This is a genomic window from Serratia sp. CY43202, assembly GCF_052168755.1.
Classification (GTDB): Bacteria; Pseudomonadota; Gammaproteobacteria; order Enterobacterales; family Enterobacteriaceae; genus Serratia; species Serratia bockelmannii.
In genome coordinates this window covers 145054-160996 of record NZ_JBJNMB010000004.1, presented here as the reverse complement: position 1 = coordinate 160996, position 15943 = coordinate 145054, and the positions used below count along the sequence as shown (strand labels likewise).

Annotated in this window: 13 protein-coding genes; 8 read left to right on the top strand and 5 right to left on the bottom strand. The window is 61.3% G+C overall.

Annotated features, from left to right (window positions below; translation table 11 throughout):
* Positions 1 to 5: 5 nt before the first annotated feature.
* The 5 genes from serS to lrp form a co-directional block, all read right to left on the bottom strand.
* The gene (serS, locus tag ACJ8J5_RS09950) at positions 6 to 1298 is read right to left on the bottom strand and encodes a serine--tRNA ligase (RefSeq protein WP_025302270.1); all 1293 of its coding nucleotides are present in this window, start codon (positions 1296 to 1298) and stop codon (positions 6 to 8) included.
* Positions 1299 to 1407: 109 nt separating this feature from the next.
* Positions 1408 to 2694: a replication-associated recombination protein A gene (locus tag ACJ8J5_RS09945; RefSeq protein ID WP_048796507.1), complete on the bottom strand. Its 1287-nt coding sequence runs from the start codon at positions 2692 to 2694 to the stop codon at positions 1408 to 1410.
* A 67-nt stretch (positions 2695 to 2761) separates the two neighbouring features.
* Complete coding sequence (gene lolA / locus ACJ8J5_RS09940) at positions 2762 to 3373, bottom strand: outer membrane lipoprotein chaperone LolA (protein ID WP_414104595.1); 612 nt, start codon at positions 3371 to 3373, stop codon at positions 2762 to 2764.
* 197 nt (positions 3374 to 3570) lie between these two features.
* Positions 3571 to 7209, bottom strand: a complete 3639-nt coding sequence (locus ACJ8J5_RS09935) for a DNA translocase FtsK 4TM domain-containing protein (RefSeq protein WP_414104594.1) — start codon at positions 7207 to 7209, stop codon at positions 3571 to 3573.
* 120 nt (positions 7210 to 7329) lie between these two features.
* The gene (lrp, locus tag ACJ8J5_RS09930) at positions 7330 to 7824 is read right to left on the bottom strand and encodes a leucine-responsive transcriptional regulator Lrp (protein ID WP_004928318.1); all 495 of its coding nucleotides are present in this window, start codon (positions 7822 to 7824) and stop codon (positions 7330 to 7332) included.
* Between the two features lie 98 nt (positions 7825 to 7922).
* Here lrp and ACJ8J5_RS09925 point away from each other — a divergent pair, with 98 nt between their 5' ends.
* From ACJ8J5_RS09925 to infA, 8 genes are all read left to right on the top strand, one after another.
* The gene (locus ACJ8J5_RS09925; RefSeq protein ID WP_414104593.1) at positions 7923 to 8321 is read left to right on the top strand and encodes a hypothetical protein; all 399 of its coding nucleotides are present in this window, start codon (positions 7923 to 7925) and stop codon (positions 8319 to 8321) included.
* 158 nt (positions 8322 to 8479) lie between these two features.
* Entirely contained in the window at positions 8480 to 9451 is a 972-nt protein-coding gene (gene trxB, locus ACJ8J5_RS09920) for a thioredoxin-disulfide reductase (protein WP_049204246.1), read from the top strand.
* A 74-nt stretch (positions 9452 to 9525) separates the two neighbouring features.
* Entirely contained in the window at positions 9526 to 10413 is an 888-nt protein-coding gene (locus tag ACJ8J5_RS09915) for a LysR family transcriptional regulator (protein WP_414104592.1), read from the top strand.
* Between the two features lie 93 nt (positions 10414 to 10506).
* Positions 10507 to 11124, top strand: coding sequence for a glutathione transferase GstA (gene gstA / locus ACJ8J5_RS09910; protein ID WP_049204244.1), 618 nt, complete (start codon positions 10507 to 10509; stop codon positions 11122 to 11124).
* 175 nt (positions 11125 to 11299) lie between these two features.
* Positions 11300 to 13066 (top strand): heme ABC transporter permease/ATP-binding protein CydD, encoded by a 1767-nt coding sequence (gene cydD, locus ACJ8J5_RS09905; protein WP_173889534.1) that lies wholly within the window; start codon positions 11300 to 11302, stop codon positions 13064 to 13066.
* Positions 13067 to 13068: 2 nt separating this feature from the next.
* Positions 13069 to 14808, top strand: coding sequence for a heme ABC transporter ATP-binding protein/permease CydC (gene cydC / locus ACJ8J5_RS09900; protein WP_414104591.1), 1740 nt, complete (start codon positions 13069 to 13071; stop codon positions 14806 to 14808).
* Between the two features lie 29 nt (positions 14809 to 14837).
* On the top strand, positions 14838 to 15563 hold the full coding sequence (gene aat / locus ACJ8J5_RS09895) for a leucyl/phenylalanyl-tRNA--protein transferase (RefSeq protein ID WP_127146696.1): 726 nt from the start codon (positions 14838 to 14840) through the stop codon (positions 15561 to 15563).
* 105 nt (positions 15564 to 15668) lie between these two features.
* Entirely contained in the window at positions 15669 to 15887 is a 219-nt protein-coding gene (infA, locus tag ACJ8J5_RS09890; RefSeq protein ID WP_002211347.1) for a translation initiation factor IF-1, read from the top strand.
* The last annotated feature ends 56 nt before the right edge of the window (positions 15888 to 15943 follow it).

Below are 15943 nucleotides of genomic sequence, written 5' to 3'. Positions count from 1 at the left end.
GCCGTTTAGCCGATGTATTCCAGGCCGCCCATATAAGGACGCAACACTTCAGGCACCTGAATGCGACCGTCGGCCTGCTGGTAGTTTTCCAGCACCGCCACCAGCGTACGGCCGACCGCCAGGCCGGAACCGTTCAGCGTGTGGACCAGACGCGGCTTCTTGTCGGCCTTGCTGCGGCAGCGAGCCTGCATGCGGCGCGCCTGGAAGTCCCACATGTTGGAGCAGGACGAGATCTCGCGGTAGGTGTTCTGCGCAGGCAGCCACACTTCCAGATCGTAGGTCTTGCAGGCGCCGAAGCCCATGTCGCCGGTGCACAGCAGCACCTTGCGGTAAGGCAGGTTCAGCAACTGCAGCACTTTTTCCGCGTGGCCGGTCAGCTCTTCCAGGGCATCCATCGAATCTTCCGGACGGACGATCTGCACCATTTCGACCTTGTCGAACTGGTGCATGCGGATCAAACCGCGGGTGTCACGGCCGTAAGAACCGGCTTCCGCACGGAAGCATGGCGTGTGCGCGGTCATCTTCAGCGGCAGAGTTTCCTCTTCCACGATCTCGTCGCGCACCAGGTTGGTCAGCGGCACTTCCGCCGTTGGGATCAGCGCGTAGTTGCTGCTGTCGGCTTCTTCTTCCAGCGGACGGGTATGGAACAGGTCTTCGCCGAACTTCGGCAACTGGCCGGTGCCATACAGCGTGGCGTGGTTGACCAGATAAGGCACATAGGCCTCCAGGTAGCCGTGCTGCTCGGTGTGCAGATCCAGCATGAACTGGGACAGCGCGCGGTGCATGCGGGCGATTTGCCCTTTCATGACCACAAAGCGCGAACCGGTCAGCTTAACCGCGGCGGCAAAATCCAGCCCGCCGGCCATTTCGCCCAGATCGACGTGATCGCGCACCGCGAAGTCGTACTGGCGCGGTTCGCCCCAGCGGGTCACTTCCAGGTTTTCGCTGTCGTCTTTACCATCCGGCACGGCGTCGTCCGGCAGGTTAGGCAGCGTCAGGGCGTAATCGCGGATCTCGCTCTGCAGCGTGTCCAGCTCTGCCTTGGCGGCATCCAGCTTGTCACCCAGCTCGTTCACTTCGCGACGCAGCGGCTCGATGTCTTCCCCACGCGCTTTGGCCGCGCCGATGGATTTCGATCGGGAGTTGCGTTCCGCTTGCAGCGTTTCAGTTTCTACCTGCAGAACTTTGCGGCGTTCTTCCTGCGAACGCAGCAGATCCAGATCGAGTTTAAAGCCTCGGCGAGCCAGTTTGACGGCGACTGCGTCTAGCTCATTACGCAGCAGATTGGGATCGAGCATGCTAATCCTGTGCTTGTTGTTATTGAAAGAAGTGTTGTTGTTCTATGCGGCTGATTTATAGCCGCATAAAAGAAGAGTGATACCCGCTAACCTTACCGCAACGGCCTCGCTAGCGGTAGCGTTTTGTCGGGCTATTTTGATCCTGCTCAGCCAGCCATGCCAACTTTTCGCCGATTTTCCCTTCCAGCCCGCGCGAGGTCGGTTGATAGTAGCGCGTATGGGCCATTTCGGGCGGGAAATAGTTCTCGCCGGCGGCGTAGGCGTTGGGTTCGTCGTGGGCGTAACGGTACTCCGCCCCCAGCCCCATCTCCTTCATCAGCTTGGTCGGCGCGTTGCGCAGGTGCTCCGGCACGTCATAATCGGCCTGCTCTTTGGCGTCGCGCATGGCGGCCTTGAACGCGGTGTAAACCGCGTTGCTTTTCGGCGCACAGGCCAGGTAAACGATCGCTTGCGCGATGGCGCGCTCGCCCTCCGCCGGCCCCACGCGGGTGAAACAATCCCAGGCGGCGATCGCCACCTGCATGCCGCGCGGATCGGCGTTACCCACGTCTTCAGAGGCAATCGCCAACAGACGGCGCGCCACATAGAGCGGATCGCCGCCGGCGGTAATGATGCGCGCATACCAGTACAGCGCGGCGTCCGGCGCCGAACCGCGCACCGATTTATGCAGCGCGGAAATCAGGTCGTAATAACGGTCGCCCTTGTTATCGAAGCGCGCGCTGCGCTCGCCCGACACCTCTTTCAGCAGCTCCGGCGTCAGCACCCGCACGCCTTTGGCGTCGATCTCCGCCATGTCCGCCATCATTTCCAGGCTGTTCAGCGCCCGGCGCGCGTCGCCGCCCACCAGCTCCGACAGCAGGCGGCGCGTTTCCGCGGGCAGTTCGACGTTCTGATTGCCAAAGCCGCGCGCCTTGTCGCTCATCGCCTGATCCAGCACCTGGCCGATATCTTCGGCGGTCAGCGCCTTCAGCAGGTAAACGCGGGCGCGGGACAACAGCGCCGAGTTCAGTTCGAACGACGGGTTTTCGGTGGTGGCGCCGATAAAGGTGATGGTGCCGTCTTCGATGTGCGGCAGGAAAGCGTCCTGCTGGCTCTTATTGAAGCGGTGAACTTCGTCGACGAACAGGATAGTGCGGCGGCCGGCGTCGCGGTTTTGCCGCGCCCGCTCAATCGCCTCGCGGATCTCCTTGATGCCGGAGGTCACGGCGGAGATCCGTTCGACATCCGCCTGACCGTAACGGCCGATCAGCTCTGCCAGCGTCGTCTTCCCGGTGCCCGGCGGCCCCCATAAAATCATCGAGTGCAGTTGCCCGGCCTCAATGGCGCGCGGCAGCGGCTTGCCGGCGGCCAGCAGGTGCTGCTGGCCGATATACTGCGCCAGCGTGGTCGGCCGCATACGCGCGGCCAACGGCTGGAACTCGTTTTGGGAAAAATCGAGCGACAGATTATTACTCACTTGCACCTCACTGGCGCTGGTCGTCCAGCGTCACCCCCTTCGGCGGGGTAAATTTGAATTTGGCCGGATCGGCGGCGACGTTCTGCTGGCTTTTCAGCGTATAAGCACTACGCTGGCCATCCTGCTCCACCGCGGCAAAGCTGCGAATGGTACCGCTGTTGGTCACGCTGATGGCGAACTGCTTCAGGTTGCCGCTGGCGGACTTCGGCGTCAGCTCGAAATCATCGCCCTTTTGCTTCACGTTGTACTGCTTCCAGTCGCTGGCGTTATTGCGGGTGATCAGCATAAACGGCGTATTGCCGGTGGCGTTCTTCAGCCAGGTCGCCGTCACCTGCTCGACGAACGGGTTGTAGAACCACAGGGTCTGGCCATCGGAAACCAGCACGCTCTCATCGGGTGACGTCATGTGCCAGTTGAACAGGTTCGGCCGCTTCACCCACAGCTCACCTTCGCCCTGTTGCACCGCGGCGCCTTCGGCGCTGGTCACGGTTTGCGAGAAGCTGGCGTGGAAACTGTTCACCTTCGCCAGGCGACTTTGCAGATCCTGTACGGCATCGGCCAGCACGGAGGTAGAAGCGAATCCCGAAAGCAGACAGCAGGCAACTAACAGTTTTTTCATTATTCCAGATACCTTATGAAATGCGTTAACCGCAGGGCGACGCCATGCGGGTCAATCAACCCTTTACTCCGTTACTTTACCTGAAGCCGGCAATCGGCCGGTAGGCCAATGTTCCGAGAAGAAACGGGTTTACGCTTCTTTGCACAAGGGCCGCTTAAGCGGCCCTTTCTTATTGAATTGCAATGGCTAAACGACCATCAATCGTGCCGCGGCGGCGCCAGCACCTCGCGGTTGCCGTTGTGCCCCTGTTCGCTGACGATGCCCTGCGCCTCCATCTGTTCGATGATGCGCGCGGCGCGGTTATAGCCGATGCGGAACTGGCGCTGTACGCCGGAGATGGAGGCGCGGCGTTTATCCACCACGAAATCCACCGCCTGGTCAAACAACGGATCCAGCTCTTCGTCGCCGTCTATCCCGCCGCCGGCACCGCCCTCGCCATCTTCGCCACCGCTGAGAATGCCCTCTTTATATTGGGGCCGCTCACGCGCTTTCCAATCCTTGACCACCGCGTGCACTTCCTGATCGCGCACGAATGCGCCATGTACGCGCACCGGGATCGAGGAGTTCGGCGCCAGATAGAGCATGTCACCCATACCCAGCAAGGACTCGGCGCCCCCCTGATCGAGGATGGTGCGGGAGTCGATCTTGCTCGACACGGTAAAGGCGATACGCGTCGGGATGTTGGCCTTGATCAGGCCGGTGATCACATCCACCGAAGGACGCTGGGTCGCCAGCACCAGATGGATACCCGCCGCACGCGCTTTCTGCGCCAGGCGAGCGATCAACTCTTCGACCTTCTTGCCGACCGTCATAATCAGATCGGCGAATTCGTCGACCATCACCACGATGTACGGCTCTTTCTCCAACACCGGCGGCGTGATGTCCATGCTGTCGGTCGGTTTCCAGAACGGATCCGGGATCGGGCGACCCATCGCTTCGGCCTGATCGACGCGCTCGTTGTAGCCGGCCAGGTTACGCACGCCCAAGGCAGACATCAGCTTGTAGCGGCGTTCCATCTCACCCACGCACCAGCGCAGCGCGTTGGCGGCGTCTTTCATGTCGGTGACCACATCGGTCAACAGGTGCGGAATACCTTCGTAAACCGACAGCTCCAGCATTTTCGGGTCGATCATGATAAAGCGCACTTCTTTCGGCGTGGCCTTATACAGGATGCTCAGGATCATGGCGTTGACCCCGACCGATTTACCGGAGCCGGTAGTACCAGCGACCAGCAAGTGTGGCATTTTGCCCAGATCGGCCACCACCGGTTCGCCGGAGATGTCTTTACCCAATACGATGGACAGCGGCGACGGGTTGTCGCGGAAGGCCGGACAATCCAGCACTTCGCGCAGATACACCGTTTGCCGCTTGGCGTTCGGCAGCTCCAGACCGACATAAGGCTTACCGGGGATCACTTCCACCACGCGCACCGCCGAAGTCGACAGCGAGCGCGCCAGATCGCGCGACAGGTTGGAAATGCGCGCCGCTTTGACACCCGGCGCCAGATCCAGCTCGAAGCGGGTGATGACCGGCCCCGGCAGGATGTCCACCACGTCGGCTTTTACGCGGTAATCGGCCAAACTGGCCTCCACCAGGCGCGCTTTCTGTTCCAGCGCGAAGGAGTCGACCGGCTCCACCTCTTTCGGCGCTTCGGTCAGCAGATCCAGCGTCGGCAGCGGCGTGGTCGGCTTCTGCAGCGGCTGATCGTTGCGCATCAGGAACGGGTGAATCAAGCTGTCCATCGCCGGGTGCGGCTCGGCCGGAGCTTGCTGAGGCTGCTGCTGCACCGGTTGCTGTGGCTGCTGATATTGCTGCTGTGACGGCTGTTGATACTGTTGTTGTTGCGGCTGCTGATAAGGCTGCTGCTGCGGCTGCTGGTATTGATGAGGTTGAGCAGCCGGCGCCGCAGGCTCAAACTGGCCGAACGGCACGTCGTCCTCTTGCTCGCTTTGCTGTTCAATGCGCTCTTCAAGCTGCGGGGACAGCGTGAACATCGGCTCACTCGGGCCATCGTCCACCAGATCCGCCATCGGCGAGAAGCTGAAAGCATTGCGGGTATCGACCGGGCTGGCGGCCGGCGCCTGCGGGGCGGTCTCTTGCTGGCCATAACGCGCCTGCTGCTGCTCGGCGAATGCCTGACGCAGCGCAGCCTCTTGCCGCGCCTCTTCATCGTCCTGTTCGACTTCACCGTAACGTTGGTTCTGTTGTTCGGCGAACGCCTTGCTCAACTCGGCTTCCTGCTGAGCATTTTCATCATCCTGCTCCGGCTCGTAGCTTTCGCCATAGCGCTGGCTTTGCTGCGTGGCGAACGCCTGGCGCAGCGCGGCTTCTTGCAGCGCCTCTTCTTCCTGCGGATTCACCGCCGTCGGCTGTTGAGGCTCCGCCTGACGCTGTTCCTGCTCGGCAGCACGCTGCGAAGGCAGCTTGATACCGTAGGAAGCCAGTTCACGACGGGTAGGAATACGCACCGGATTCGGCCGCGGCAACTCAGGGCCGATACCCTGTTTAACCTGCGAATTGCCGTCGCTGGTCGCCGTGAAGGCCGGCATAAAGGTCGCCGCCGCGGCGCCCGCAGCAGCGGCTGCCGCCATATCCAACTGCGGCTTGGCGCCAGTGGCGCTGAAACCGTCCGAACCACCGATGTCGACGCTGTCGCGCTGCGCGTCAGTAAAATCAAAGGGAGAACGCGCTGCCGACTGCGGGGCCGGCTCTTGCCAGTTGCCGAGACGCGGCTCATTGTCATCCTGATAAGGATCGACAGGGCGCGTCATCTTCGGCGCAGGCGTTTCTTCCGGGATTTCGAAGGAATACAGCGGCGGCGTGGCGTCTTGCGCCGGGGCGCTCACCGGGTGCTGATTGACCGAGGCCGGCACGGCAGGCGCCACCGTTACCGACGGCGCCTGCGTGGCGATCGGTGCAGCAACGGGCTCGTGGATCTCTGCCGTCACCACCGGTGCAGGCGAAGCCGCCGGCGCGATTGGCGCGGCGTCGGCTTCAACCTCGCCATCGTCGGCTCGCAGGCCGCTAAGCAACGGATCGGCGGCGTCTTCCGCCGCTTTGGCGCTCTCTGTAACCGAAGGCGCGGAGAACAGCACGTCGTCATCGGCGGCCGCGGCTCCGGCGGCGGTCGCGGCAACTGCGGCTGCGGCGCCCTTCCCGGTCTGTTCAGACTCGTCGTCAACGTAACGCTCGTCATCCTCTAAATAGCGTTCTTCGCGACGCGAGCGATTGGTCATCACCGTCGCGACGCCCAACACCGCCCCGCCGATCTTCTCGGCGATCACCAGCCAGGACCAGCCGGTAAACAGCGTCAGCCCCGCCGCCCACACACACAGCAGCGCCAGCGTGGCGCCGATGCCGTTGAACCACGGCAACATGGCGTTGCTCAGCAGGCTGCCGATCACGCCGCCGGAAGCGAAGTAATAGAGATCGTCAACGTTCAGCGCCGCCAACCCGCAGGAGGTGAGCACTAACGCCAAAGTACCGATCAGGCGCAGCGAGAGCGCAAAATAGTCGACATAATCTTTGTTGCCGCGTTGGCGATAGGCTGCCCAGCACAAGATCAACATGATCGGCGGTATCGCGTAGGCGAGCACCCCGAAGGTGAAGAACAGCGTGTCGGCCAACCAGGCCCCAACACCGCCGCCCAAATTGTGAATCGGCTCATGCCACGCGGTCTGCGACCAGCTGGGGTCAGACGGATTGAAACTGACCAGCGCAGCCATGAGGTAAACGGCAAAAATCGCTACCACGATAAGCGCAGCCTCCAGCAAACGCCGGCCACTGCTGAGTCTTCTCAGGGTAACTTCTTTATCTTCTGTATATTCCTGGCTCAAGAAAGGCTCTCCAGGTTCCTGTTAGCTGACATAGCAACAGCGCCGAGAAGCTTCCCCGGCGCCGAAACTGTATGAATAAACAGGAGTGTAACCAATTTAATCAGGTTTTGCACCTGCACCTTACCGTGTTTTGATAACCAGACGGTTACTCTGTTTCACTTCTTCCATCACTACGTAGGTACGGGTGTCGTTGACCCCCGGCAAACGCAGCAAAGTTTCGCCCAGCAGTTTACGGTAAGCCGACATGTCCGGTACGCGGGTTTTCAACAGGTAGTCGAAATCACCGGAAACCAGATGACACTCCTGAATCTCTTCAAGCTTCTGCACTGCCGAGTTGAATTGCTCAAACACATCCGGCGCGCCGCGGTTCAGCGTGATCTCCACGAAAACCAGCAGGGACGCATCCAGATAATGCGGGTTAAGCAATGCGGTATAGCCATGAATGAAACCCTGGCGCTCGAGACGGCGCACGCGTTCTAAACATGGTGTCGGGGATAGCCCCACGCGCTTCGAAAGCTCGACGTTCGAAATACGCCCATCCTTCTGCAGCTCATTCAGGATGTTGCGGTCGATACGGTCAAGATCTTTACCCGGGCGTTTCTTGTTGTCTGCCATTATTATTGTCTCTCTTATTTTCTTCCGTGCACTTGCCACACCCTAGCCAACGTCAATGTGTAAGGGTTCGTTCCAAGCGAAGACCCGATGCCTGTCATATGCTTCTTCACTACCATCATTCCACGCCGCGCAGCCTGTCTGTCCAACCCCGCGCAACGCCGGTAACGACGTTTAGGTCGAGAAAAAATCAGCAAACGCTTGCGCGCCCTGCTCCGCACATCCACCGCGCATTGCCGCTTCGCGGCGCAAATTACGTACGATTTTCTGGTGTTACGGGGATAATTTCTTCTTCCTATGATGTTTTCGCAAATGCGCAGCGGATTGTCAAAGTAAAAGAAGCAAAATCAGAACAACGTACCGTCACGAAAAGTCTGCATCCCATTTATGGTTATGAATCGCTGGCAGATAAACCCCGGCAGGGAGTGGCCGATGTCACAGAATGCGCCGTTTTTGCGCGGTTGGCGATTCAGCGGCCGAATGCAGCTTTGATAAGGTAAATTTCTGCGTTCGGCGTACGATTTGCCGACAGCGGGTGCATTAATAGGCGACAACTATCATACAAATCGTTAACAACGTCGCCCGGCGCTTTTTTTACTGCGCCATTTTCCCTACAATCGGCTTCATTGTCCGCCATTGTGGAATAAAGAGGTTATTCATGGGCACGGCTAAACATAGCAAATTACTGATTCTGGGCTCCGGCCCGGCCGGTTACACCGCCGCCGTCTACGCGGCGCGCGCCAACCTGAGCCCGGTGCTGATCACCGGTCTGGAGCAAGGCGGCCAGCTGACCACCACTACCGAAGTGGAAAACTGGCCGGGCGACGCCGAAGGCCTGACCGGTCCGGCGCTGATGGAGCGCATGCGCGAACACGCGGAGAAGTTCCAGACTGAGATCGTCTTCGATCATATCAACAGCGTCGATCTGCAGCAGCGCCCGTTTCGCCTGTTCGGCGACAGCGGCGAATACAGCTGCGACGCGCTGATCATTGCGACCGGTGCCTCCGCCCGCTACCTTGGCCTGCCTTCCGAAGACGCCTTCAAGGGCAAAGGTGTTTCCGCCTGTGCGACCTGCGACGGTTTCTTCTACCGTAACCAGAAAGTCGCCGTGGTCGGCGGCGGCAACACTGCCGTTGAAGAAGCGCTGTACCTGTCCAACATCGCCGCCGAGGTTCACCTGATCCACCGCCGCGACAGCTTCCGTTCAGAGAAGATCCTGATCGACCGGCTGATGGAAAAAGTGAAAAGCGGCAACATCGTGCTGCACACCGACCATACGCTGGACGAAGTGCTGGGCGATGAAATGGGCGTGACCGGCGTGCGTATCCGCAGCACCAAAGCGGAAAACGAAACCCGTGAACTGGAACTGGCCGGCGTGTTCATCGCCATCGGCCACAGCCCGAACACCGGCATCTTCGGCGGCCAGCTGGAGCTGGAAAACGGCTACATCAAGGTGCAGTCCGGCATTCACGGCAATGCGACCCAAACCACCATCCCCGGCGTCTTCGCCGCTGGCGACGTGATGGATCACATCTACCGTCAGGCAATCACCTCCGCCGGCACCGGCTGTATGGCGGCGCTGGACGCAGAGCGTTACCTGGACGGCATCGCCGGCGCAGAAGTCTGCTAAGACGTTCTCTTCATCAGCAAAAAGCGGCTCTCGAGCCGCTTTTTTTGTCTTCAGCCCCAGGAGGATGCACGCCGATGCATAATCTTCTTCACTGGCGCTTGCTGGTTGCCGTCGCCGACAACGGCACCATCACTCAGGCTGCGGCGCTCTGCGGCATGACGCAGTCTGCCGCCAGCCAGGCCATCGCTCAACTGGAGACGATGCTGAGCACCCGGCTTTTGGTGCGCCAGCCACACAATGTCGTCCTGACCCAAAGCGGCCTGCAGATCGTCGCCCATGCCCGCACGATGTTGGAAGGACTGCGGGCCATTCAACAATGCGCGCAGCAAGCCGGTAACGCGCACGCGGGCAAAATACGCCTGGCCAGTTTCCCGTCGGCATTTAGCAAGCTGTTGCCGCCGCTGCTGCGCAAGTTTCGCCGTCTGTATCCCGACATTGAGCTGATTACGCTCGAGGGCACCGACCACGAAGTGGAGAGCTGGTTAACATCGGCAACGGCAGACATCGGCGTGGTGCTCAATCCGGCACCGGAGCGGCTGTGTTTCCCTTTGGGGGAAGACACCTGGTTAGCGGTCGTGCCCAGCGCGCACCCGCTGGCGCGAGCGCGGCGGCCGGTGGCGCTGGATGCCCTGTTCCGGCTGCCTTTCATCCTGGCGACCGGCGGATGTGATGTGAATGCGCAAAGTTTGGCGCAGCAGTCGGGCCTGGCACTGGCCGATATCCGCGCCACCGTCAGCGATTGGCAAACGGCGTTGACGCTGGTCAGAGAAGGCACGGGCGTTGCGCTGATGCCCGCGTCGGTGATCCCGCCCGATGCGCTCGGAGTTTGCGCTCTACCGCTCGTTGCGCCGGTTTATCGTCGTTTCGGCCTGGCCTGCTCATCCGAGGCGGCGGCCCTACCGCCCGTCCAAACCCTGCTGAATTATCTGCGCGAACAGGGGCAAACCCTGGCCAGTCGCTGAGCTAATAGCGGCTTTCTGAAATTTCCATTTTCCCGCCGACATCCGCGTCGGCATGCTGTGGCAAGCGTTCTCATTGACCCACAAGGAAATAGCATGAAGCTGTATTTTGCTCCCGATGCCTGCTCGCTGGCCCCACATATCGTCCTGCGGGAATTAGCGATCCCTTTCACCCTGGTCAGGGTAAACAATCGCAGCAAGCGCTGCGCCGACGGTGAGGATTTCTATCGCATCAACCCAAAAGGTTACGTCGCCGCCCTGCAGCTGGACGACGGCAACGTGATCACCGAAGGCCCCGCCATCGTTCAATACCTCGCCGACCAGCGCCCAGAGAGCCGGCTGGCACCGCCACCGACGGCCTTTGAGCGGGTAAGGCTGCAGGAATGGCTTAATTTCATCACCAGCGAGATCCATGCCGGTGCCGCCCCCTTGTTCAATGATGCCCTGCCCGAAGATGCCAAGGCGTTGCTGCGCGACAAGTTGAGACGGCGATTGGGTTATCTCGCGCAAGCGTTGGCACAACAAACTTACCTATTGGGAACGTATTTCAGCGTCGCTGACGCTTATCTGTTTACCGTGTTGCGCTGGATGGCGCGCTTCGAGATTTCGCTGAGCGAGTGGCCACCGCTCCAGCATTATGTGACGCGGATCGCAGAGCGAGCGTCGGTGCGCGCCGCTCTGGAAGCCGAGGCCACGAGTGAGCAAGTCAAATAGTCGGTAACGCGTCTGTTATAGCCACATTTGGCCGCTTTATTATTTTCAGTCTGCCGGGTGACGAGGTAACATGGGACCTCGCTTGTTTGTCGCCGATTGCGCCAAACACTATTATTTAACAGTACGTTAACCCAGCCTGTAACAAACGGGCACCGGCGACGCAGACGCATATCTGATGAAAAAAAACAGACAGCAACAGTTAACCCGTTGGCTTAAAACCCAGAGTTCGTTGGCGCAGCGTTGGCTGCGCCTTTCCATGCTGTTGGGGCTGTTCAGCGGCCTGCTGATCGTGGCGCAGGCGTGGCTGTTGGCCAGCCTGCTGCACGCCCTGATCATCGAACATACCCCGCGCGAACAGCTGATCCCTTCGTTTATCTGGCTGGCCGTCGCGTTCGCATTGCGGGCGCTGTTGAGCTGGCTGCGGGAACGGGTCGGTTTCCTGTGTGGCCAGGTGATCCGTCAGCGCATGCGCCAGCAGGTGCTGGATAAACTGCAGCAGCTCGGCCCGGCCTGGATCCAGGGCAAACCGGCGGGCAGTTGGGCCAGCATCATCGTCGAGCAGATCGAGGATATGCAGGACTATTACTCGCGCTATCTGCCGCAGATGTATCTGGCAGTCTTCATCCCGCTGCTGATCCTGATCGCCGTCTTCCCGATCAATTGGGCCGCAGGCATCATTTTGCTGGCGACCGCGCCGCTGATCCCGCTGTTCATGGCGCTGGTCGGCATGGGAGCCGCCGACGCCAACCGCCGCAACTTCGTGGCGCTGGCGCGATTGAGCGGCAACTTCCTCGACCGCCTGCGCGGCCTGGACACCCTGCGGTTGTTCGACCGCGCGCAGGCCGAAACGGCGCAGATCGCCAAATCCTCCGAAGACTTCCGCAGCCGCACCATGGAAGTGCTGCGTATGGCCTTCCTCTCTTCCGGCGTGCTGGAGTTCTTCGCTTCGATTTCCATCGCCGTGGTGGCGGTGTACTTCGGCTTTTCTTACCTCGGAGAACTCAACTTCGGCAGCTACGGCCTCGGCGTAACGCTGTTTTCCGGTTTTCTGGTGCTGATTCTGGCGCCGGAGTTTTTCCAACCGCTGCGCGATCTCGGCACCTTCTACCATGCTAAAGCGCAGGCGGTCGGCGCGGCGGAAGCGCTGGAAACCTTCCTTAGCGCCGAAGGCGAGCAGATGGGCAACGGCACGCGGCAACTGCCCGCCGATCAACCGCTGACGCTGCAGGCGAACGCATTGGAAATCCTGTCGCCGAACGGCGTACTGCTGGCCGGGCCGCTGAGTTTCACCCTGCAACCGCAGCAGCGCGTAGCGCTGGTCGGGCTGAGCGGCGCCGGCAAAAGCTCGCTGCTCAATCTGCTGCTCGGCTTCCTGCCCTACCGCGGCTCGTTGACCGTCAACGGCATCGAACTGCGTGAACTGTCCGCAGAAAACTGGAGGCAACAGCTGAGCTGGGTCGGTCAGAACCCACACCTGCCGGCGCAAACCTTGCGCGCCAATATCCTGCTGGGCTGCCCGCAGGCCGACGAAGCGCAGCTGCAGCAGGCGGTGGAACTCGCCTACGTCAGCGAACTGCTCCCTTATCTGCCGCAGGGGCTCGACACCGAAGTGGGCGACAACGCCGCCCGCCTGTCGGTCGGCCAGGCGCAGCGCGTGGCGGTCGCCCGGGCGCTGATCGGCCCGCGCCGCTTGCTGCTGCTGGATGAACCGGCCGCCAGTCTCGATGCCCACAGCGAACAACGGGTGATGCAGGCGTTGAATGCCGCTTCGCATCAGCAAACCACCCTACTGGTCACGCACCAGTTGGAAGACACCGAAGACTACGATCAGATCTGGGTGATGGATAACGGGCGCATCGTGCAACAGGGCGATTACGCCACCCTCAGCGCCCAGCCGGGCCTGTTCGCCACTCTGATCGCCCATCGCCGCGGGGAGCTTTAATCATGCGCGTTTTGCTGCCGTTTTTGGCGTTGTATCGCCGCCATAGCCTGCTGATTAGCCTGGGCATCCTTTTGGCGATCGTCACCCTGCTGGCCAGCATCGGCCTGCTGGCGCTTTCCGGCTGGTTCCTGGCCGCCTCTTCGCTGGCCGGATTGGCGGGCCTGCTGACCTTCAACTACATGCTGCCGGCCGCCGGCGTGCGCGGCGCGGCGATCTTCCGCACCGCCGGGCGCTACGCCGAGCGCGTGGTCAGCCACGACGCCACCTTCCGCGTGCTGTCGCACTTGCGAGTGTTCACCTTCAGCAAGATCCTGCCGCTGGCGCCGGGCGGCATCGCTCGCTTTCGCCAGGCCGACCTGCTCAACCGCCTGGTGGCGGACGTGGACACGCTGGATCACCTTTATCTGCGGGTGATCTCGCCGCTGATCAGCGCGGCGGTGGTGATCCTGGTGGTCACCTACGGCCTGAGCTGGCTGGATCCTGCGCTCGCCCTGACGTTGGGCGGCATTCTGTTGCTGCTGTTGCTGCTGGTGCCGCCGGTGTTCTACCGCGCCGGCAAACCGATCGGCGGCCAACTCACCGCGCTGCGCGGCCAATACCGTACCGACCTGACCGCCTGGCTGCAGGGGCAGGCGGAGCTGGTGGTGTTCGGCGCCGTCAACGACTTCCGCCAGACGCTGAACGCCACCGAACTGCTGTGGCAACGCCGCCAGTGGCAGCAGGCCTCGCTGAGCGGCAAGGCGCAGGCGCTGATGATCCTCGCCAGCGGTCTGACGGTGACGCTGCTGCTGTGGCTGACCGCCGCCGGCATCGGCGGCGATACCCAGCCCGGAGCCCTGATCGCGCTGTTTGTCTTCGCCGCACTGGCGTCGTTCGAAGCGCTGATGCCGGTCGCCGGTGCCTTCCAGCACCTCGGCCAGGTGATCGCCTCCGCCACGCGGGTCAAACAGATCATCGATCGTCAGCCGGAGGTCACCTTCCCTGCCGTCGGCCCGGCCGCGGCCGATCGCGCTCAGCTCAGCCTGCAGCAGCTGAGTTTCACCTATCCCAATCAGCCGCAGCCGGTGCTGCGCGACGTCACGCTCGAGGTCGCGGCCGGCGAACACATCGCCTTGCTCGGCCGCACCGGCTGCGGCAAGTCCACCCTGCTGCAGCTGCTGACCCGCGCCTGGCGCACCGACGGCGGCAAAATTCTGCTCAACGGCGAACCGCTGGAGGATTATGATGAAACCACGCTGCGTCGGATGACCACGGTCGTCAGCCAGCGAGTGCATATCTTCAGCGATACGCTGCGGGAAAACCTGCGGTTGGCCGCACCGAATGCCGACGACGCTCGCCTGAGTGACGTACTGCAGCAGGTTGGGCTGGGCAAATTGCTGGACAGCGACGGCGGGCTGAACGCCTGGTTGGGCGAAGGCGGCCGGCAGCTGTCCGGCGGCGAACAGCGCCGACTGGGTATCGCCCGCGCGCTGCTGCATCCGGCCCCGCTGCTGCTGCTTGACGAACCGACCGAAGGGCTGGACGCCGAAACCGAACAGCAGATCCTGGCGCTGCTGCGCCGGCATTGTCAGGGCAAGACGCTGATCCTGGTGACGCACCGTTTGTACGGCCTGGAACATCTCGACCGCATTTGCGTAATGGATGACGGCCAAATTGTCGAACAGGGCGATCACGCCACCCTGATGCGCCAGCAGGGCCGCTATGCACGCTTTCGCAACCGTATCAGCAACCTGGCGCCGTAATCGGCCCGTAGAGGACGCAGAGACCCTGTATGCGCATCGTTAAGCTTTCCCCCCAGTCGCTGGCGTTTCCCTCGCCTGAGGGCGCCCTGCGCGATCCCAACGGCCTGCTGGCGATCGGAGGCGACCTCACGGCGCCGCGACTGTTGGCAGCCTACGAGCGCGGCATCTTCCCCTGGTACTCGCCGGGGGAAGCGATTCTGTGGTGGTCACCCGATCCGCGTGCGGTGTTGTTCCCTGCCGAGTTTCATCTCAACCGCAGTCTGAAACGCTTTTTGCGCCACGATCCGTTTCGCATCACGCTCAATCACGATTTCGCCGCGGTGATCGCCGCCTGCGCCCACCGGCCGGATGAAGGCACCTGGATCGGCCCGGAGGTACAGCGTGCCTATCAGCATCTGCATCGCCTCGGCTACGCACACTCGGTGGAAGTATGGCAGGATGATCAACTGGTCGGCGGCATGTACGGCGTGGCGCAGGGCGCGTTGTTCTGCGGCGAATCGATGTTCAGCCGCGTCACCAACGCCTCAAAATGCGCATTGATGGCCTTTTGCCGCCATTTTGCCGCTTATGGCGGGGAATTGATTGACTGCCAGGTGCTGAACGCTCACACTGCCCGCCTTGGCGCGCGTGAAATTCCGCGCCGTCAATTTTTGCAGCAGCTCAGCACCCTTCAACGACGGCCTTTGACGTCGGCGTGCTGGGCGCCGCAAGTCATATCCCCACAGCCGGTTGAACCGCCCTCTCCAGTAAACTAATTGATGGAAACGGTGCAATGTTCACCGACACATCTTTACATAATGGGGGTTTTTCGGCATTATCTTGCCGGTTAAAAACTAAGGTAGTTAGACCTAGAGGATTCGATGGCCAAAGAAGACAATATTGAAATGCAGGGCACCGTTCTTGATACGCTGCCGAACACCATGTTCCGCGTTGAATTGGAAAACGGGCACGTGGTAACCGCACACATCTCCGGTAAAATGCGTAAAAACTATATCCGCATCCTGACGGGCGACAAAGTCACTGTAGAGCTGACCCCGTACGACCTGAGCAAAGGCCGCATTGTCTTCCGTAGCCGTTAATCGGCTCACCGCGCGCCACATGCTGGCGGCATCGAGGATGTAATCCCTCGGGAGCC